This is a genomic window from Ponticoccus litoralis (assembly GCF_039769985.1).
Classification (GTDB): domain Bacteria; phylum Pseudomonadota; class Alphaproteobacteria; order Rhodobacterales; family Rhodobacteraceae; genus Ponticoccus; species Ponticoccus litoralis.
The window spans coordinates 516,293-535,945 of record NZ_JBDNCH010000004.1 but is presented as its reverse complement, the minus strand read 5'-3'; the positions used below and the strand labels follow the sequence as shown (position 1 = coordinate 535,945).

Here is a 19,653-nt window from a genome sequence, read left to right as displayed (position 1 = left end):
GACCCCGGTCGCCAACGCCAGATCTTTTGCACAATCCCATCAAAAAGATTGACTGTAGAGTATTATTTTTGATCTAATGGGTTTGCGGAAGCAGAATCAAAAGGTGGGCTCAATGCCATTTCTCTCCGAGAACAGGGTCGTCATCACCGCCGGAGCATCTGGTATCGGTCGGGCAATGGCCGAAGGGCTGGCGCGCGAAGGCGCAAAGGTCTGGGTAACAGACGTGGACGAGGCCGCGTTGGAAAGCTGCCCCGCCGCGTGGCGCAAAAGCCGCGTCGATGCCTCCGACGCGACCGCGATGGAGGCGTTGTTCGCCGAGATTCTGGATGTATGGGGCGGGCTTGATACGCTTTGCGCCAACGCCGGGATTTCCGGTCCCACCGCTGCCATTCAGGACGTGTCCCTCGACGACTGGCAGAAATGCCTGGCCGTGAACCTCGACGGGGCATTCCTGGCAGCGAAACATGCGGCGCCGATGATGATCCGTCAGAACAGCGGCAGCATCATCGTCACCTCGTCGACCGCCGGAATCGGCGCCCTTCCCCGCCGCGCACCCTATGTGACGGCCAAGTGGGGCATGATCGGGCTGGCGAAAACCCTGTCGATGGAGCTCGGCCCCCATGGCATCCGCGCCAACGCGATCTGCCCGGGCTCGGTGGACGGTCCGCGTATGGACGGGGTCATCCAACGTGAAGCCGCCGCGACCGGGCAAAGCGAACAGGCTGTCCGTGACAGCTACACCGGCTGTTCGGCAATGCGCAGCTTCGTCGCCCCGGAGGACATCGCGAACATCGCCGTTTTCCTCGCCTCCGACAGATCCCGCTTCGTTTCCGGGCAGGTCATCTCTGTCGACGGGTTCACGATCAAACTTGACGCATGACGAACGATTTCAACAACACCGCCCATCGCGCGACCTTCTGACCGGGAAGCAAGAAACGCCACTCTGCTGAGCACCACCCTCCGGTCGACCGGTGGATCAGTCATCCATTTCGGGTCCGGCCTCTGCACCGGCGCGTCGCCGGCCGATCACCCGACGTCCATACCCCATAGGCGTGCCACACGGCTGGGGGCAAAAGAATGCGAGCACGAAAATGCCAACGATATACACGATGATTGGACAACGCCTCCTGTTTGGAGTTGTCGCACTGTTTGTGATCTCGGTCTGTGTGTTTGGCGCAACCGAGCTGCTTCCGGGCGACCTCGCGCAAAGCATGTTGGGGCAATATGCAACCGAAGAGGCCCTGACCGCCCTGCGCGCCGAACTGGGCCTGGATCAGCCGGCAATCCTGCGCTATTGGCGCTGGCTTACGGGCGCACTTCAGGGCGATTTCGGCGTCTCCATGGCAAACGACCGACCGATCACCGACCTGATCGCCCTGCGTCTGCCCAACACCCTTTTCCTGGCGCTCTACGCCGCCTTCATCGCGGTTCCGCTGGCTCTGCTTCTGGGGGTCACTTCGGCGCTCTATCGCAATTCGGTGTTCGATCGGGCGGCGAACTCTGCCGCCCTGACCGCGATCTCGTTTCCCGAATTCTTCATTGCCTACGTGCTGATCTACCTGCTCGCGCAGACCGGTTACTTCCCATCGATGGCACGTGTCGAACCCTCGATGGAACTCGGCGAAAAGCTTTACCGCACCTTCCTGCCCGCCATCGCGCTCACCCTTGTCATCACCGCGCACATGATGAGGATGACGCGCGCGGCGATCATCAACCTTCTGGCCTCCCCCTATATCGAGATGGCGCGCCTCAAAGGCCTGTCGCCGACCCGCATCATCGTAAAGCACGCCCTGCCCAATGCCCTGGCGCCGATCATCACGGTAGTCGCGCTGAACCTGGCCTACCTGATCACCGGCGTCGTGGTTGTCGAGGCGGTCTTCGTCTACCCGGGCCTCGGCCAGCTGATGGTCGACAGCGTCTCCAAGCGTGACTTCCCCGTCGTTCAGGCCATCGCGTTGCTGTTTGCCGCCGCATACATCCTGCTGAACCTCTGTGCGGATGTGCTGTCCACCCTCTCCAATCCGCGCCTGCGGCATCGCCTTTAAAGGAGCGGTTTCGTGCAACTTCTAATGAACCTTCTCATAGTGACGGCCATCATCTCCGTCGCCTTCGCGCTCTCCTGGGGCGGTCGGGAAATCGTTGCCCGCGTCACCCGAGGCGAGTTCTCACGGATCGTGAAAGAAATCCCGCTGACCGCCGCATTCGGGATCATGGTGATCATGGTCTATTTCGTGGTGGCGCTGGCCGCCCCGCTGCTCGCGCCCTATGGCGAGACTTCCGTCGTCGGCCCCCAGTTCCTGCCCTGGAACGCCGAGCACCTGCTGGGCACCGACAGCCTGGGCCGCGACACCCTCAGCCGCCTTGTCTACGGCGCGCGCAACACTGTCGGGCTGGCACTTGCAACCACGCTTCTGGCGTTCCTGATCGGAACGATCCTCGGGCTGATCTCGGCCACAGCCGGATATACGCTCGACAGGCTGCTGTCGCTGGTCGTCGATATCGTGATGGCGATCCCGGCGCTGATCCTCTCCCTGGTGCTCCTGAGCATCTTCGGGACCTCGGTCCCCATGCTGATCCTCATCATTGCCGTCGTGGATTCCACCCGGGTCTATCGCCTCACCCGCTCCGTCGCGATGAATGTCGTCGTCATGGATTATATCGAGGCCGCGAAGCTGCGCGGCGAGGGCATGGGCAGGCTGATCTTTCGCGAGATACTGCCCAACATCACCGCTCCGCTGGTGGCTGAATTTGGACTGCGCTTCTGCTTCGTGTTTCTCACGATCTCGGCGCTGTCGTTCCCGGGCCTCGGCGTTCAGCCTCCGACCGCCGACTGGGGGTCGATGGTACGGGAATTCGCATCGCTCATCGCCTTCGGCGACGTGACGCCGCTGCTGCCTGCAGGTGCGATTGCTCTGCTTACAGTCGCCGTGAACTTCGTCGTGGATTGGATGCTGCATCGTTCCAGCGGCCTGAAGGATTAAAGTCATGACCGATACCGAAGCCGAAAACGACATCCTGCTCGAAATGAAGGACATCCGGATCGAGGGCCGTGCCAAAGGCATCTGGAACCCGATCATCAAAGGCATTGACCTGACGCTGCATCGCGGCGAGGTCCTTGGTCTGATCGGCGAAAGCGGGGCCGGAAAATCCACTCTCGGACTGGCCGCCATGGGCTACACTCGGGACGGGTGCCGGATTTCCGGCGGCTCTGTCACCTTTGTTGGACAAGAGCTGCGGGGCGCCAGCGAGCGCAGGCTGCGCCGCCTGCGCGGCAGCCGGATTGCCTATGTGGCGCAATCGGCGGCCGCCAGTTTCAACCCGGCGCATCGCCTGATCGATCAATATGTCGAAACCCCCGTGCAGCACGGCGTGCTCGATCGCAAGGTTGCCGAGGCCGATGCCATCGAGCTTTATCGCCAGATGCGCCTGCCGAACCCCGAAGACATTGGGTTTCGCTATCCGCATCAGGTATCCGGCGGCCAACTGCAGCGTGCAATGACTGCTATGGCAATGGCCTGTCGGCCCGATCTCATCATCTTCGACGAGCCGACGACGGCCCTGGATGTAACAACCCAGATCGAGGTGCTGGCCGCAATCCGCGACATCGTAAAAACCTACAACACCGCCGCCATCTACGTGACCCACGACCTTGCCGTGGTCGCGCAGATGGCCGACCGGATCAAGGTTCTGAAGAACGGCGAAGAGGTCGAGGAAGCCGATACGCGGACCATGATGTCCGATCCGAAGGCCGAATACACCAAGTCGCTCTGGGCGGTGCGCAGCTTTGCCCGCGCAAAGACCCCCGAGCCGGATCCCAAGGCACAGCCCGTGCTGTCGGTGCAATCGGTGCGCGCCGGATATGGCGCGGTCGACGTGCTGGAGGACGTGAGTTTCGACATTCACGAAGGCCAGACCGTCGCCATCGTGGGCGAAAGCGGCAGCGGCAAGTCGACCACCGCCCGCGTGATCACCGGCCTGCTGCCGGTGCGTTCGGGCCGGATCCTGTTCCGCGGCGAGGAACTGGCGCACAGCTACAAGAAACGCTCTCGCGGCGCGCTACGCCAGACCCAGATGATCTACCAGATGGCGGATACCGCGCTGAACCCGAAGCTCAGCCTGCGCGAACTGATAGGGCGACCCGCGCAGCTTTACCTGGGCCTGAGCGGCAAGGCGCTGGAAGAACGGGTCCGCAGCCTTCTCGACGTCATCGAGCTTGACCCGAACCAATACATAGACCGGCGCCCCTCGGAGCTTTCCGGAGGCCAGAAGCAACGTGTCGGCATTGCCCGCGCGCTCGCGACCGAACCCAGCTTCATCATCTGCGACGAGGTCACCTCGGCGCTGGACCAGGTGGTCGCCGAAGGCGTGCTGCGCCTGCTGGACCAACTCAAAACCGAATTCAACCTCGCCTACATGTTCATCACCCATGATCTCGCGACCGTGCGCGCGATCGCCGACGACGTGGTTGTCATGCAATCGGGCAAGGTCGTCGAACAGGGCCGGACCGAGGACATGTTCACTCCGCCGCACGACCCCTACACCGAGCTGCTTCTCTCATCGGTTCCCGAAATGGACCCGGAGTGGCTGACACGGCTTCTGGAGGCGCGACACTCCAAGGCATCAACCTGAATTGCATGGGCACGCAAGAAACCAAGTCAATGTTTGAGCAGATTGTCATTATCGGCGCCGGGCAGGCAGGCTATTCCGTTGCGGCGAAGCTTCGCGAACTGGGATTTAACAAAAGAATCATCATGATAGGAGAGGAGGACGCTCTCCCTTATCAACGCCCCCCGCTGTCCAAGGCGTATCTGACAGGGACGATGGAGCGTGAGCGCTTGTTTTTCCGTCCTGCTCAATTCTACGCAGACGAGAACATTGAAATGCGGCTTGGGCAGCGTGTCGAAGCGATCGACCGCGCGGCCAGGACAATCCGCCTCGGCACCGAAACGCTCTCATATGATGCGCTGGTCCTTGCGACCGGTGCGCGGCCCCGGCGTCTGCCGCAGCGGCTCTTGGGTGAAAAGGTTCACGTCCTGCGCGCCCTGAGCGATGTCGACCGGCTACGCCCCCAGATCTCGTCCGGGCCGCAGGGCGCTGATCGTTGGCGGGGGCTACATCGGTCTCGAACTGGCTGCCGTTGCCGCAAAGGCCAAGGTGTCTGTCACACTGGTCGAAGCGTCCGATCGTATTCTGCAGCGGGTCGCGGCCCGCGAGACCTCAGACTATTTCCGTGAGCTGCACAACGCCAACGGAGTCCGCATTCTCGAAGGCACGGACTTGCAGGCCCTCGCCGAAACACCTCGGGGGTTCACGGCCACCCTGTCCAACGACGAGAGCATTCCGGTCGATTTCGTGGTTGCGGGGATCGGTGTCGAGCCCAACGATATGTTGGCACGGGAATCCGGGATCGCCTGTAACGGCGGCATTCTGGTCAACGCGCATGGGCAGACCGACGACCCCGCCATATGGGCGGTTGGTGATTGCGCCAATCTGCCCCTTGGCGACCGTCGCCTGAGGATCGAAAGCGTTCAGAACGCGATCGATCACGGCGCTGCGGTGGCGGCGAACCTCCTCGGCGCGGCCAAACCCTACGTTCCCGAAGCATGGTTCTGGTCCGATCAGTACGACACCAAACTACAGATCGCCGGGCTCAACATTGGACATGACCGCGTCGTGGTCCGTACCGCACCGGGCGGCAAGGGCCGTTCACATTGGTATTTCAAGGGCAATACACTGCTGTCCGTCGACGCAATCAATGAACCGCGCAGCTACATGATCGGGAAACGGCTGATCCAGGCTGGGCAATCGCCCCGCCCCGCAGACATCGAGAACCTGGATATCGATCTCAAACGCGTGATGGAAACACTCACCTGAGGCGGGTGTTCCGCGACAGGGTGCTGAAGAAGTCGGACCTCGGCGCCGTTCCCGGACCAAGGCTCACCCGCTGCGGATCACTGGCGGCAACAGGCATGCGCCGTATCGACCCGGCGCATTCTGCTCGGGCCGAGGCGCCAATCCGAATGCCTCGGCAGCAACCGGACCGAAAAGACCGCAGACCGGGCGACGGGCTTTGCCTTCGGATCCAACGCCGCCCCGCTCCACGGCAATAGCTCGGCGCGTTGGGGGATCTTGTGGTTGCCGATGCGGGCCAAGATGCCACCTTGGCAGGCGGCTTCAATCGGGCGGTTGCACTGGAATGGAACGCCGCATCCGCGAAGACGGCATGGCGGCCCATGGCGCCCGCCCAACCTCATGGAATTAAACCATGAATCCTCAGGCGCCCTGCGTTCTGCAACACCGCCGTCATGCGCTCCAGAAAGTAGATACTTGATAGTTTTTTAATTGACCATCATGTATAAATCGGCATGTTGAGCCGATGACCGGCAGGTTGCGCAGCTCGAAACAGGGGGAGGCCTATGAAGCAGCAGAAAACGCACTGGCATGATCGCGTGACGGCGCAGCGCATTCCGACCGAGGCCTTCGTGGCAGGCCGACGGGCAACGCTGCAATCCGAAGATATCTACGAGATCTTCAACCCGGCGACGGGTAAGCCATTGGGCGCGGTCCCAATTCTCGGAGAGCAGGACGTGAACTCCGCTGTATCGGCGGCGCGGGCTGCGTTCGACAGCGGTGTCTGGTCGCAAAGCGCGCCAGCCGAGCGCAAGGCCGTTCTTCTTCGGCTGGCGGCTTTGCTAGAGGACCATGCCGAAGAACTGGCCCTGCTTGAAAGCCTCAATACCGGCAAGCCGATCTCCGATGCCCTGGCAGTCGATATTCCTTCTGCCGTTTCCGCGATCGCCTGGTACGGCGAGGCTGTCGACAAGATCTACGATGATGTCGCGCCCACCGCGAATGATGTCATGGCCTTCATCACCCGCGAGCCGATTGGCGTGGTCGCGGCAGTCGTGCCGTGGAACTTCCCTTTGCTCATGGCGTGCTGGAAAGTCGCGCCGGCGCTTGCCGCCGGCAACTCGGTCCTGCTCAAACCTGCAGAGCTTACGCCGCTAACGGCCATTCGCCTGGCCGAACTGGCGCAGGAGGCAGGCATCCCCGACGGCGTGTTCAACGTGGTCACGGGAACCGGGCCGGTGACGGGCCGGGCGCTTGGGCTGCATATGGATGTGGACGCGATCACCTTCACCGGGTCGACGGCGATCGGGAAGCAGTTCATGGCCTATTCATCGCAATCCAATTTGAAGCGGGTGTCGCTGGAATGTGGCGGCAAGAGCCCGAACATCGTGATGGCCGACTGCCGCGATCTGGATGAGGCGGCCTTGGCGGCGGCCTTCGGCATCTTCTTCAATCAAGGTGAGGTCTGCTGTGCGGGGTCGCGCCTTCTGGTGCAGGATAGTATCAAAGACGCCTTCCTGGAGAAGCTGATCACGCAGGCGGCAGAATTCGTCGCAGGCGATCCGCTTGACCCGGACACCACGCTTGGCGCGCTGATCAGCCAGCCGCACATGGCCAAGGTGCAAAGCCTGATCGCCTCGGCACATGACGAGGGGGCAAACCTGCTGTGCGGCGGAGAACAGGTGCGCGCAGAAAGCGGCGGCTTCTTCCTGGAACCCACCGTGTTCGACGGCGTGTCGCAGGACATGACCATCGGGCGGGAGGAGATCTTCGGTCCGGTCCTCTCGGTGATGGATTTCGCCACGCCCGACGAGGCCGTGCAGATCGCGAACAACTCGATCTACGGGCTGGGTGCGGGCCTATGGACCTCGAACATCGACACCGCACTGACGATGTCGAAACGCATCAAGGCAGGCACCGTCTGGGTGAACAACTACGACGAAAGCGACATCACCGTGCCCTTCGGGGGCTACAAGCAATCCGGCATCGGGCGCGACAAGTCGCTACAGGCGCTGAGCTTTTTCCAGGAGACGAAGACGACTTGGATCTCGTCTTCGGGGATAATCGGCATTGATCAGGGCAAGGCGGACCCGGTGTGCGCCATGCCGCTATCAGGGAAGGAGTGAGCCGTGCTTTCGGTTCTGACACTGGCAGGTCTCTTGTTCGCAGCCTTGTCTCTGCTGCTGACATTGCGGCGCGTGCGGCTGTGGCGCAAAGGCGCCGCGACCCCGGTGGCCTGGCGGGGGCTGTTGCGTGTCCCGCGCCGTTACTTCGTCGACGTACACCACAAGGTCCAGAGGCGCGCGGGCGCGGCGCGGATGCATGTTTCGGCGGCTGGAGGGCTGGTCGGGCTGATGTTTGTCCTGATCGTGACCGTCCTGCTGCAGAGCGATGCGCAGATACTCCGATGGGCGCTGCGCGTTCTGGCCGTCTTGGTGCTTGTGGGCGTGGGGCTCGACCTCATGCGCCGCCGCCCGGGCCGGATGCCAGCGCTGTCGCGCGGCCCCCGGACAGGGTTCCCGCTGTGGCTGGGGCTCGTGGCTCTGGGCCTGCTTGCCGCGAGTTTCCTGCCCGTGCTTCCGTCGCAGGTCCAGCCAAGCCCGGCCTCGTGGCCGGTGGCGCATCAGCTTGTCACGCTTCTGCTCGTGGTCGGCCTGGCGGGGCTGTTCAGCCTTCCCGGACTTTCGGGGCCGTTCAAGCATGCCTTCGCCGGGCTTGCAAACCTTGGGTTCCATCCGCGTCCCGCCCGTTTTGGCGATAGCGCTGGCGCTGGCGCGTCCGCGCTGGCCACCCCGGCGCCCGATGCACCTTTGTTCGGAACCGGAACGCTGGCCCAGATGCCCTGGACGCGGCTATTGTCGTTTGATGCCTGCGTGGAATGCGGCATCGCTGCCGGAGGTCTGCCCGGCCTTTGCCGCCGGCCAGCCCCTGAACCCCAAGGCTCTGGTCCAAGATCTGGCCCGCGCCAATTCGGGCGAAGCGCCGGGACGTGGCTACGCCGGAGCGGGCCATCCCGGTCGGGATCCGGTGCAGGGTCTGCCCCAGACCGAAGCGCCGGTGATCGGCGGGCTGATCGCGCCCGAAACACTGTGGTCCTGCACGACCTGCCGGGCCTGCGTCGAGGCCTGCCCGATGTTCATCGAACATGTGGACACGATCATCGACCTGCGCCGCTTCGAGGCCGTCGAAACGGGCGATGTGCCGAAAGGCGCTCAGACCGTGCTGCAGAACCTGCGCGATTTCGACAGCCCGACGGGGCGCAGCCTCCCTTGCGCGACTGGTGGGCCAATGGCCTCGGCGTGCCGAAGATGTCGGAGGTTCAGGCGACCGACGTCTTGCTTTGGTGCGGGGATCTCATCCACGACGACCGCGCGCGCGCGACACTCACGGGGCTCGTCACGCTGTTGCGGGCAGCCAAGGTCGATTTCGCGGTGCTGGGCGCCGAGGAGACGGACACCGGCGATCTGGCGCGCCGCCTTGGCGACGAGGTGACGTTCCAGCGCCTCGCCCGTGGCAATATCGAGACCCTGAGAGGCTACACGTTCAACCGGATCGTCACGCCGGACCCGCATGTGATGCACTGTCTGCGCAACGAGTATCCGGCGCTCGGGGGAGATTACGAGGTTCTTCACCACAGCGCCTACTTGCTCGAGCTGGTGGAAACCGGCGCCCTGCGCCTGAACCCCGGGGCCGCGCGGCGCGTCACCTATCATGACCCCTGTTATCTTGCGCGCTACAATTCCGAGACCGAGGCGCCGCGCCAATTGTTGCGAGCCCCGGGGGCCGACGTCCTGGAAATGGAGCACCACGGTCGGAACACCCGCTGTTGCGGAGGTGGCGGCGGTGCGCCGGTGTCGGATATTCCGGGCGAACGCCGGGTCGCCGACATGCGGTTTGAAGACGCCAACCAGACGGGGGCGGATACCGTGGTGGTGGGCTGCCCGAATTGCATGTCGATGCTGTCGGGCGCCGCCGGCGGGGCCGACCGGGTGGCCGATCTGGTCGAGCTTCTGCTCGACGCCTGCGAGGTGTGACATGAACGAGATACAGCACCAGCCGCGCAAGCGCATCGACCGGCTGAACAATGGTCTGACCCACCGCCATCGAGCCGAAAGGCCGCAAGACCAGACCGCCTCGGGTCCGGCGCTTGGGGTGGATGCGCCGGTTTTCGCGCTGGTCGTTTTGTCGCCCGAAGGCGCGGCCCCGAACTATGCCGAGAGTTCCGTGCTCGGGGCCGCCAAACGCCTTCAGATGTACCACGCGCCGGAGCAGGCGGTTGCGGTTTTGGTCTTCGGACAAGGCCCTGTCGATCCCGCCGCATTTCAGGCCCGGGGGCTGATCTGGTGCTTGAAGCGCAGATGCCGGGTGCCGACCCGCTGCTGGCGCGCAGCGCCGAGCTTGCGCTGGCCCAGATCGACGCGCTTGCGCCCGCACATGTGCTGATCGACCACCGGGCCGGTGCCGCACGGGCGCTGACCTTGACTGTTGCGGCGGGGCTCGGGGCGCCCGTGGCGCTGGCGGTCCGGCATCTCGATATCGCGACGATCACCACCCAATCCCAGACCGCCCGACCCGGGCAGGTGCTGGAGCAGGCGGCGACGCGCCTGATCGAGCTTCAAGACGGCAGCAGTGAGCCTTGGGTGGGCCCGTGCCGGGAAGCGCGCTGCAGATCTGTCTTTGCCCCCGGGGGCAACGCGACCCTGTGCAGATCGACGACCTTGGCCAGCTCGCGGGCGGCACGACCGCCCTTCGGCTCGACGAGGCCGAGTTCATTGTCAGCGGCGGTGCGGGGATCAACGATTGGGCCCTGTTTCGCGACACGGTTGCGGCGCTGGGGGCGGCGCCCGGGGCCAGCCGGGTTGCCGTCGATGCCGGGCATGCGCCGCGCGAAACGCAGGTGGGGTCAAGCGGCGCGATCGTTCAGGCCAAGTGCTACCTCGCCCTCGGGATCTCGGGCGCGCCCCAGCATCTGGAGGGAATCGCGAGATGCGATCAGGTGATCGCGGTCAACACGGACCCGAACTGCGCCATGATGAGGCGCGCCGATCTGGCCATCGAGGGCGATGCGCAGGCGGTGATGCGGGCGCTTGTGGACATGCTCGCTGAAGACAGGGGAGGCAGCAATGTCGCGTAGTATCGGACGTTCCGTCGCGGTGTGCCTCGGAACCGGTCTGGAGGTTGGCAGCGGGCGATTTGCGATGGCACCGATGGAGGCGCGGGCGGTCGAGCTGGCGCTGTCGCTGTCCGAAGAGCCCCGGGCACTTCACGTCTCCTGCGGCCCGCCCGATGACGCATTGCGCCCCTATTTCGGGATGGGCCTGAAGCGGATCGAGCGCGTGCCGCAGCCTTCGACGGCCCCGCGGGGGGCGATCCGGCGGCGGCTCTGGCGCGGGTCTTCGCGGGCGCCGTGCCCGACGCAATTCTCATGGGCATGCAGGCCGCGGCGCCGCTTGGCATGGGGTTGGTGCCCTACCAGCTGGCGCGGCTTCTGGGCCTGCCGGTCGTGGCGGATGTGACCGCCATCCTGCCCGACGGCGAGGCCATGTGCCTGCACGTGGCTCAACCCTGGGGGAAACGTAAGGTTTTGCGGGTGTCGGGGCCCTTCGTGGCCACCATTGGCCAAGCCGGGCCGGAGCCGCGCGGCTACAGCCACCGGGCGGCACTGGCGGGGCGGATCGTCGACGCGGACACGACCGCACCGGCGGCTCTGGACCTGCGCCCTGCGCGACCCGTCCCGGGGCGGCGTCTCAAACCGTTGAACGAGGACGTGGAACTGAGGCTTGCGCGTGCACATGGCGCCAATGCCTCGGCACGGGCCAGACGGCAGATCCGGCCGGACACTGCCGGACAGGGGGCGCTGGAGGTTAGGGCCGCGCTTCTGAAAGCCGGGCTCTGGCCTGACGGAGACCAGGGCTAGCGACGACCTCGGCCAGGAGGTCGGAATTAAAGATTGACCCACGGGTACGTCTTGCATACTTATGCGTATAAATATGCCGGACTCGGTCAAGGAACGTCCCTGGCAGGTTCGAAGTGAAAAAGGATCTCCTCTCATGAAAAGCTCGCCTTCCTTCTGGGTCACCTCGGTCAGCGGCGTAACCTCGGACGATATCATCATCCGAGGCTACCCCATGCAGGAGCTTGTCGGCACGGTGCCATTCACCGCCATCGCCTATCTTCTGGTGCGCGGCGATCTGCCCACGCCCGGACAAGCGCGGATGATGGATGTTCTGTGCTGCTCGATCCTTGACTACGGGCTGCAGAAGTCGGGCACGCTGGCCGCGCGCAGCATTGTCTCGGTCAACCCGCGCATGTCGGCGGGGCTGAGCGCCGCGATGCTTGGTGCCGGTGAATTCGCCGTGTCTCCCGAGCCGACCGGGCGCTTCATCGAGGAAAGCTACGCCGCCTTCAAGGCTTCGGGCGAAAGCATCGAGACTTTCGCTGCGCAATATGTCGATGCGCTGCGGGCCGCAAAGAAGCGGGTGCCCGGCTTTGGGCATCCGGTGTTCCGGGGCGTCGATCCGCGCGCCGAGAAGCTCAAGACCATCGCGATCGAGGCCGGCATCTGGGGCGAGAAGAACGAATGGTACGAGGCCGTTCACCGGGCCTTCCAGAAGGCCGCGAACAAACCCGATTTCGTGATGAACGACGTCGGCATGCTGGCCGGCATCATGGCGCAGATGGGCTTTACCCCCGCCGAGATGGAAGGCCTTGCACTGATGTCGACGATGCCGGGCCTGATCGCGCATGTCTCCGAAGAAATCCAGAGCGGTGCAATCAACCGCCTCGTGGCTGCCGAGAACACCGAATGCCAAGTGGAAAAGCGTGATCTGAAAACAGATCTGGCTGCTGCTGGCTGGGCCTGAGCGGGCGACCCCGCTCGACCGTTTCATTCATCATAGCAAGGGAGTGCAAGCCTTGAAGGTACTCGTGCCTGTCAAGCGCGTGATCGACTACAACGTGAAAGCCCGCGTGAACGCGGACGGCAGCGGCGTTGATCTTGCGAATGTGAAAATGTCGATGAACCCGTTCGACGAGATCGCGGTGGAAGAGGCGATCCGTCTGAAGGAAACGGGCAAGGCGGAAGAGGTTGTCGTCGTATCGATCGGCGTCAAACAAGCCCAGGAAACGCTCCGCACCGCGCTGGCGATGGGGGCCGACCGGGCGATCCTCGTGGTGGCTGCCGATGACGTGCATACCGACATCGAGCCGCTCGCCGTTGCAAAGCTGCTGAAAGCCATTGTCGAGGAAGAGGCCCCGGGTCTGGTGATCGCCGGCAAGCAAGCGATCGACAACGACATGAACGCCACCGGCCAGATGCTGGCCGCGCTTCTGGGCTGGGGTCAGGCGACCTTCGCCAGCGAAATCGCGATCGAGGAGGGCGCCGCCACGGTGACCCGTGAGGTCGACGGCGGCCTGCAGACCATCGAGGTCAGGCTGCCCGCCATCGTGACCGCCGACCTGCGCCTGAACGAGCCGCGCTACGCCTCGTTGCCGAACATCATGAAGGCGAAGAAAAAGCCCCTCGATGAAAAGACGGCCGCCGACTACGGCGTCGATGTCTCGCCGCGCCTCAGGATCGTGAAAACAACCGAACCGGTCGCACGTACGGCTGGCGTCAAGGTTGCCGATGTCGCTGAACTTGTTGCGAAACTCAAGGAAGTGGGAGCGATCTGATGGCAGTTCTTCTTCTCGCCGAAGTCAACGCGGGCGAACTGGCGCTGGACGCCACCGCGAAGGCCGTGACCGCCGCGAAGGCGCTGGGTGACGTGACGGTGCTTTGCGCCGGGGCCTCGGCCTCTGCCGCCGGGAACGCGCGTCGCCGGGATCGACGGTGTCGCCAAGGTTCTGATCGCCGAGGATGCGGTGCTGGGTCACCGCCTTGCCGAGCCCACCGCCGACCTCATCGTCTCTCTGGCGGGTGATTATTCGCACATCGTGGCGCCCGCCACGACCGATGCAAAGAACATCCTGCCGCGCGTGGCGGCGCTGCTCGACGTGATGATCCTGCCGGACGTCACGGGCGTGGTGGATGCGGATACATTCGAGCGCCCGGTCTATGCCGGCAACGCCGTCCAGACCGTGAAATCCTCGGATGCGAAGAAGGTGCTCACCGTGCGCACCTCGACCTTCGAGGCCGCCGGTGACGGCGGGACGGCCACGGTGGAAACCGTCGCGGCCCCCGGTGGCACGGGCTTGACGGCCTGGGTCGAGGACAAGCTGGCGGCAAGCGATCGCCCCGAGCTGACCGCGATCGGCATCGTGGTGTCGGGCGGTCGTGGCGTCGGATCGCAAGACGACTTCGCCCTGATCGAAACACTGGCGGACAAACTGGGCGCCGCCGTTGGTGCCTCGCGCGCCGCGGTCGATCTGGGCTACGCCCCGAACGATTGGCAGATCGGCCAGACCGGCAAGGTCGTCGCGCCTGACCTGTACGTGGCCGTGGGCATCTCCGGCGCGATCCAGCATCTCGCGGGGATGAAGGATCTGAAGATCATCGTCGCCATCAACAAGGACGAAGAGGCCCCGATCTTCCAGATCGCCGACTTCGGCCTTGTGGCAGACCTTTTCGAAGTCGTTCCTGAGCTGACAGAGAAGGTATCGGCATGACCAATACACAACCGCGCAAAATGTGGTCGGGCGAAGTGAAACCCGAGTGGATTGATTACAACGGACACATGACCGAGTTTCGCTATCTCGAGGTCTTCGGGGACCTCCTCCGACTCGCTTTACAAGGAAATCGGCGTCGATCCGGAACAGGCCGTCCTTGGCGCGTTCTTCACCCTGGAAAGCCATGTGCGCCACGTTGCCGAATGCCACCTCGGGACCAAGCTTCACACCACCACGGAACTGCTTGGATACGATGAGAAACGTGTTCATCTTTTCCATCGCCTCTACGACGACAACGATCGGCTGCTGGCGACAGGCGAGCATCTGGCGATCCACGTGGCGCATGGGAAGGCAGGCCCTGCCTCGGACGATATGCAGGCGAGGATCGCCGCGTTCTTCGAAGCGCAAGAAGACTGGCCCCTGGAAAATCGGATTGGCAGTGTCCTCGCGAAACCACTCAAGGTGTCGCGGATCACATGACGATCCATCTACATCCGCGCGATTACGACTGACCCGCTCGATACGTCTTGCCGCGCACTTTCGTTCGGCGGCCATGTATCGACCGGCGAAATCTGGGCGGGTGAAGCCGTTGATCTGATGCCTCGTCAGGCCTGCGCATGGGCAAGCGCCTGACGAGGGCGCATCCTTGCCGCCATCTCGCACCCCGCCCGGGGTGGCGGCTTCGGCCCGGCTGTCGCATTCGTCTTGCCACCGCCAGCGCGGACACTGCCGGTGCGGGTCATCGGCGGCGGCGAGCGCAGAGGCGTCAGTTTCCCAAAAGCGTCCGCCACCCTGCGCCTGTGATCCGCGCACCGCCGGGCAGGCATGCAGGTGCCCGTTGCCCGGTCTCGCCCCCAGAGAGGGCGGGCAGAGGCGACCCGCGCACAGCCCGCCAGGGCGATCCACCGAAATCCGGGCTTGAACATCACGGGCGTTACAAGATAACGTATTTGATACGTTATAACAAACTGACGCCGGATATGGCGGTGGCCCATCATCCCTGCCCCGCTCGCCTGACCCGCCCCGGTCGGAACACGGGAGGCCCCGCCATGCTCGATGCCGCTGTACCCGGCGCCCGCCTCGCTGGCCGCGACGCCGCGTCGCAACGCCCCCGGACCGCCCGCATCGCCGGAGTGACCCCTGTGGCCCGCGCAGAGACGGGGGCCTGCTGATGGCGCGCCGCTCCAACCCGGGCGCGACCGGCCTTGACCGGCGGGCACGCGCGGGCGACCCGATGGGCGCCTTCGATGCCCTGCCCGCCCCCTGCGGCGCTGGCTGGCCGAGGCCGCGCTGCCCTGGTCACCCGCCTCCTGCCGCCGCATCTGGGCCAGGGCCCGGGCGGAAGGCGCAAGCCCCGAGGACATCCTCGAACGGCTGGACCGGGCCGAGCGGACAACCCTGTCCCGCGACCGGCAGGCGAGGCGCCTCCCGAACGCCCTGTCCCTGAACGACACGCCTGCCCGGCTGCGACGGTGATGGGCGCGCCCCGATCCTCCCCCAGTGGGAAAACCGGGCCGCGCGCCCAAGGGGCGTTGCAATGCCCCCTTCGACTCTTCATCAATCGACCCCGAAAGGACGCCTCATGAAACCGACCCTTCTGGCCCTGACCGCCGCAACGCTCGCCCTGCCCGCCGCCGCGCAGGACACGCGCGGGATGGGCGCCCATGTCCACGGCGTCTCGACCGTGGAGATCGCCATCGAACACGGCACGGTCGGGATCGATCTGCTGTCGCCCGGCATGGACATCGTCGGCTTCGAATACGCGGCCAGTTCGGCAGAGGACAAGGATGCGGTCGAGGCCGCCCTCCGCGCCCTGCTGGTGCCCGAGACCGTCGTGACCCTGCCCGAGGCCGCCGGGTGCCGCCTGACAGAGGTCTTGGCGCATCTGCATACGGGCGATCATGATCACGACGCGGCGGATGACCACGCCGAGGACCACGACCACGACCACGACCACGACCACGACCACGACCACGACCACGACCACGACCACGACCACGACCACGACCACGACCACGACCACGACCACGACCACGACCACGCGGAACATGACCACGATCACGGGGACAAGGCGCAGCACAGCGAATTCCACGTCAGCTACGCCTTCGCCTGCGAGGACGAAGACGCGCTGACCGCCATCGCCTTCCCCTTCTTCGACAGCTTCGCGGGTGCTCAGAAGATCGCGGCGCACTACGTCACCGAGGCCGGTGCCGGGCAGGCCGACCTCGGGCGCGACGCGCCGACCCTGACGCTAAAATGACGGTGACGGACCCGGCCCTGACCCTGAGCGATGTCCGCTTCCGCTGGCCGGGGCCGGGGTCCTTCGGGCTGTCGGTGCCGGAGTTCCGCATGGCGCAGGGCGAAAGCCTGCTGCTGCTGGGCGAAAGCGGGTCGGGCAAGTCGACCCTGCTGTCGCTGATCTGCGGCATCGTCACCGCGGACAGCGGGCGGGTGGCGGTCGGCGGCACCGACCTCTCTGCCCTGCGCGCCGGGGCGCGGGACCGGTTCCGGGCCGAAGGGATCGGCGTGATCTTCCAGCAGTTCAACCTGCTGCCCTATGCCAGCGTGGCGGACAATATCCTGCTGCCGCTGCGCTTTGCCCCGGCCCGGCGCAGGCGCGCGGCGCCGGACGAGGCCGCCAGCCTCTGTGCGGCGCTCGGCCTGCCCGAGGGGATCACCGGCACCAACGCCGGGCGCCTGTCGGTCGGGCAGCAGCAGCGGGTCGCCGTGGCCCGCGCGCTGATCGGCCAGCCGCCGCTGATCGTCGCGGACGAGCCGACCTCGGCGCTGGATGCGGCGACGCAGGACAGCTTTCTCGGCCTGCTCTTCGACCGCATCGCCGCGACCGGCTCTTCGCTGCTCATGGTCAGCCACGACGAACGGCTGGGGGCGCGCTTCGACCGGGTGCTGCGCCTGACCGACATCGCGCAGACGGAAAGGCGGGCGGCATGATCCTGCGTCTCGCCTTTGGCTCTCTGATGGCGCGGGCGCTGACCATCGGCATGACGGTGCTGGCCATCGCGCTTTCGGTGGCGCTGTTCCTTGGCGTCGAGAAGGTGCGCACCGGCGCGCGGGCCAGTTTCGCCGACACGATTTCCGGCACCGACCTGATCGTCGGCGCGCGCTCGGGATCGGTTCAGCTGCTGCTCTATTCGGTCTTCCGGATCGGCCACGCGACGAACAACGTGACATGGGAAAGCTATCAGGACATCGCCGCGCGCCCCGAGGTCGACTGGATCGTGCCGATCTCTCTGGGCGACAGCCACCGGCAGTTCCGGGTCATGGGCACCACGCAGGCCTTCTTCGAGCATTACAGGTATCGCGGCGGGCGGGCGCTGGAAGTCGGTCAGGGACAGGGTCTGGGCGACCTTTACGACGCGGTGATCGGCGCCGAGGTCGCGGCGGCGCTTGGCTATGCGGTGGGCGATCCCATCGTCCTGTCCCATGGCCTTGCCAGCTTCAGCGACCACGCCGACCAGCCCTTCCGCATCGCGGGTATCATCGACCGCACCGGCACCCCGGTGGACCGTACCGTCATCGTCAGTCTGGAAGCCATCGAGGCGATCCACGTCGACTGGCGGTCCGGCGCGCAGATCCCCGGCCAGTCGACCCCGGTCGAGCGCATCCGGCAGATGGACCTGACGCCCTCGGCGGTGACGGCGGCACTGGTGGGCACGAAGTCGCGCCTGCAGATCTTCGGCCTGCAACGCGCCATCAACGAATACCCCGAAGAGCCGCTGCTGGCGATCCTGCCCGGCGTGGCGCTACAAGAGCTGTGGCAGATCGTCGGCGTTGCGGAAACCGCGCTGACGGCGGTTTCGGCCATGGTGGTCGTGACCGCGCTTCTGGGCATGATGGCGATGATCTTCTCGTCGCTGAACGAGAGGCGCCGCGAAATGGCGATCTGGCGGGCCATGGGGGCGCGGCCCGCGACGATCCTCGGCCTGCTGGTGCTGGAGGCGGCCATGATGGCCGCCATCGGGGCGGTTTTGGGGCTGGCGCTGCTTTATGGCGCGCTGGTCGTCGCGCAGCCGCTGGTGGACAGCGCCTTCGGTCTCTGGCTGCCCGTCGGCCCGCCCACCGCACGAGAGCTGGCGGTTCTCGCAGGCGTGATCGTCGCGGCGGCCATCGCAAGCCTTCTGCCCGCCCTCCGGGCCTACCGCCTGTCGCTCGCCGATGGCATGATGGTGAGGATATGACCCGGATCCACCCGACCCGCCGCGCCTTCATGGCGCTTGCCGCAGCGACCCTTGTGCCGGGGCGTGCCATGGCCAGCCCGTTCCGGCAAATCGGCTGGGACGACCTGATCCCCAAGGGCGTGCCCTACGGCGAGATCATCGGCCCCGGCCAGATCGACGAGGTAAACGACACCCGGGTGCCGCAGTTCGACGAGAACGCCAGCAAGGTGAACACCGCGCTGGACGGCAAGCCGGTGAAGCTGCCCGGCTACATCATCCCCTTCGACGTGACCGCTGCCGGTGTCACCGGCTTCATGCTGGTGCCCTACGTGGGCGCCTGCATCCACACGCCGCCCCCGCCGCCGAACCAGCTTGTCTTCGTCACCACCCGGACGCCCTGGCCCAACGAGTCCCTCTGGGATCCGGTCTGGGTCTCCGGGCGCCTGTCGGCCAAGGCGCTGTCGACCCAGATCGCCGAGGTCGGCTATCAGCTGGAGGCCGAGAAGATCGAGGTCTACGAATGGCAGTGACCGGCCCGGCGCGCCGGGCGTCCTGTCAGGCGGCGCGGGCGCCGTCCGGTCAGGACAGCGGGCCTCAGCGCGCCCCGGCTCTATCCGCTTGGCTCTCTGCGCGGGGCAAGCGTTAAACAAGCCTAGCCAACCGCTGCCTTCAGACGACCTCGCGCCGGACATCCTGAAAAAGCGCGGCGAGAGCCTTCTGAGCGGCCCGCACCCGTCCCCCTTCGGGACCGGTCGCAACGGCGCCCGGACGCGCGGCTGTGAAAGCGGCTGTCGGGGCCGTAACCCCCGCTGCATTGGAGTGACGCGGTCAGGCGATCGGGGCAAGATGGGCGCCGGTCGCAAAAGCTGCGCTGACCCCGAACGGCTTGCGAAGAAATCCGCCAGAGCGGGCATCGGGCTGCCGGACTTGGGGCGCTTCATCGCGGCCTTCCTCGGGGTGCAGGGCCTCCGCAGGACCGGCGCCATGGTTTGACGGGGCGCAATCCTCGCATGGGAAG

18 protein-coding genes and 3 pseudogenes are annotated in these 19,653 nt (G+C 65.4%); 19 read left to right on the top strand and 2 right to left on the bottom strand.

Going from position 1 to position 19,653, the window contains the following annotated elements; translation table 11 throughout:
* The first annotated feature begins 112 nt into the window (after positions 1-112).
* The 7 genes and pseudogenes from ABFB10_RS23260 to ABFB10_RS24450 form a co-directional block, all read left to right on the top strand.
* Positions 113-880 carry an SDR family oxidoreductase gene (locus ABFB10_RS23260; protein WP_347168561.1) on the top strand — a complete coding sequence of 256 codons (768 nt, stop codon included), beginning with the start codon at positions 113-115 and terminating at the stop codon, positions 878-880.
* A 211-nt stretch (positions 881-1,091) separates the two neighbouring features.
* On the top strand, positions 1,092-2,045 hold the full coding sequence (locus ABFB10_RS23255; RefSeq protein ID WP_347168560.1) for an ABC transporter permease: 954 nt from the start codon (positions 1,092-1,094) through the stop codon (positions 2,043-2,045).
* 39 nt (positions 2,046-2,084) lie between these two features.
* Positions 2,085-2,981 carry an ABC transporter permease gene (locus ABFB10_RS23250; RefSeq protein WP_430523068.1) on the top strand — a complete coding sequence of 299 codons (897 nt, stop codon included), beginning with the start codon at positions 2,085-2,087 and terminating at the stop codon, positions 2,979-2,981.
* 4 nt (positions 2,982-2,985) lie between these two features.
* Positions 2,986-4,629, top strand: coding sequence for an ABC transporter ATP-binding protein (locus tag ABFB10_RS23245; RefSeq protein WP_347168559.1), 1,644 nt, complete (start codon positions 2,986-2,988; stop codon positions 4,627-4,629).
* A 29-nt stretch (positions 4,630-4,658) separates the two neighbouring features.
* Positions 4,659-5,874: pseudogene (locus ABFB10_RS23240) on the top strand (NAD(P)/FAD-dependent oxidoreductase).
* Between the two features lie 542 nt (positions 5,875-6,416).
* Positions 6,417-7,976, top strand: coding sequence for an aldehyde dehydrogenase (locus tag ABFB10_RS23235; protein WP_347168558.1), 1,560 nt, complete (start codon positions 6,417-6,419; stop codon positions 7,974-7,976).
* Between the two features lie 3 nt (positions 7,977-7,979).
* Positions 7,980-8,615: pseudogene (locus ABFB10_RS24450) on the top strand (DUF3483 domain-containing protein); the annotation flags it as partial.
* Between the two features lie 228 nt (positions 8,616-8,843).
* Here the strand turns inward: ABFB10_RS24450 and ABFB10_RS23230 are convergent.
* Positions 8,844-9,011 carry a hypothetical protein gene (locus tag ABFB10_RS23230; RefSeq protein WP_347168557.1) on the bottom strand — a complete coding sequence of 56 codons (168 nt, stop codon included), beginning with the start codon at positions 9,009-9,011 and terminating at the stop codon, positions 8,844-8,846.
* 108 nt (positions 9,012-9,119) lie between these two features.
* Here ABFB10_RS23230 and ABFB10_RS23225 point away from each other — a divergent pair, with 108 nt between their 5' ends.
* Positions 9,120-9,884, top strand: coding sequence for a (Fe-S)-binding protein (locus ABFB10_RS23225; RefSeq protein WP_347168556.1), 765 nt, complete (start codon positions 9,120-9,122; stop codon positions 9,882-9,884).
* A 288-nt stretch (positions 9,885-10,172) separates the two neighbouring features.
* Here ABFB10_RS23225 and ABFB10_RS23220 read toward each other — a convergent pair whose 3' ends face one another.
* Positions 10,173-10,469 carry a hypothetical protein gene (locus ABFB10_RS23220; RefSeq protein WP_347168555.1) on the bottom strand — a complete coding sequence of 99 codons (297 nt, stop codon included), beginning with the start codon at positions 10,467-10,469 and terminating at the stop codon, positions 10,173-10,175.
* 83 nt (positions 10,470-10,552) lie between these two features.
* On the opposite strand from ABFB10_RS23220, the gene ABFB10_RS23215 reads away from it, so the two are divergent.
* The 11 genes and pseudogenes from ABFB10_RS23215 to ABFB10_RS23165 all read left to right on the top strand — a co-directional run bounded on the left by ABFB10_RS23215 (position 10,553) and on the right by ABFB10_RS23165 (position 19,165).
* The gene (locus tag ABFB10_RS23215) at positions 10,553-10,984 is read left to right on the top strand and encodes an FAD-binding protein (protein WP_347168554.1); all 432 of its coding nucleotides are present in this window, start codon (positions 10,553-10,555) and stop codon (positions 10,982-10,984) included.
* Positions 10,985-11,143: 159 nt separating this feature from the next.
* Positions 11,144-11,767 (top strand): hypothetical protein, encoded by a 624-nt coding sequence (locus ABFB10_RS23210; protein ID WP_347168629.1) that lies wholly within the window; start codon positions 11,144-11,146, stop codon positions 11,765-11,767.
* Positions 11,768-11,900: 133 nt separating this feature from the next.
* Positions 11,901-12,713: a citryl-CoA lyase gene (locus tag ABFB10_RS23205; RefSeq protein WP_347168553.1), complete on the top strand. Its 813-nt coding sequence runs from the start codon at positions 11,901-11,903 to the stop codon at positions 12,711-12,713.
* Between the two features lie 52 nt (positions 12,714-12,765).
* A complete protein-coding gene (locus ABFB10_RS23200) occupies positions 12,766-13,524 on the top strand; it encodes an electron transfer flavoprotein subunit beta/FixA family protein (protein WP_347168552.1) in 759 nt (252 codons plus the stop codon).
* Positions 13,524-14,457, top strand: a pseudogene (locus tag ABFB10_RS23195) (electron transfer flavoprotein subunit alpha/FixB family protein). Before ABFB10_RS23200 ends, ABFB10_RS23195 begins: the two are co-directional and overlap by 1 nt.
* 84 nt (positions 14,458-14,541) lie before the next feature.
* Positions 14,542-14,937 (top strand): thioesterase family protein, encoded by a 396-nt coding sequence (locus ABFB10_RS23190; RefSeq protein ID WP_347168628.1) that lies wholly within the window; start codon positions 14,542-14,544, stop codon positions 14,935-14,937.
* A 783-nt stretch (positions 14,938-15,720) separates the two neighbouring features.
* The gene (locus ABFB10_RS23185) at positions 15,721-15,933 is read left to right on the top strand and encodes a DUF6525 family protein (RefSeq protein ID WP_347168627.1); all 213 of its coding nucleotides are present in this window, start codon (positions 15,721-15,723) and stop codon (positions 15,931-15,933) included.
* 106 nt (positions 15,934-16,039) lie between these two features.
* The gene (gene zrgA / locus ABFB10_RS23180) at positions 16,040-16,717 is read left to right on the top strand and encodes a zinc uptake protein ZrgA (RefSeq protein ID WP_347168551.1); all 678 of its coding nucleotides are present in this window, start codon (positions 16,040-16,042) and stop codon (positions 16,715-16,717) included.
* Positions 16,714-17,409, top strand: a complete 696-nt coding sequence (locus ABFB10_RS23175; protein ID WP_347168550.1) for an ABC transporter ATP-binding protein — start codon at positions 16,714-16,716, stop codon at positions 17,407-17,409. The genes zrgA and ABFB10_RS23175 overlap by 4 nt, the downstream gene beginning before the upstream one ends.
* Positions 17,406-18,656 carry an ABC transporter permease gene (locus ABFB10_RS23170; RefSeq protein ID WP_347168549.1) on the top strand — a complete coding sequence of 417 codons (1,251 nt, stop codon included), beginning with the start codon at positions 17,406-17,408 and terminating at the stop codon, positions 18,654-18,656. Before ABFB10_RS23175 ends, ABFB10_RS23170 begins: the two co-directional genes overlap by 4 nt.
* A complete protein-coding gene (locus ABFB10_RS23165; protein WP_347168548.1) occupies positions 18,653-19,165 on the top strand; it encodes a DUF3299 domain-containing protein in 513 nt (170 codons plus the stop codon). The genes ABFB10_RS23170 and ABFB10_RS23165 overlap by 4 nt, the downstream gene beginning before the upstream one ends.
* The last annotated feature ends 488 nt before the right edge of the window (positions 19,166-19,653 follow it).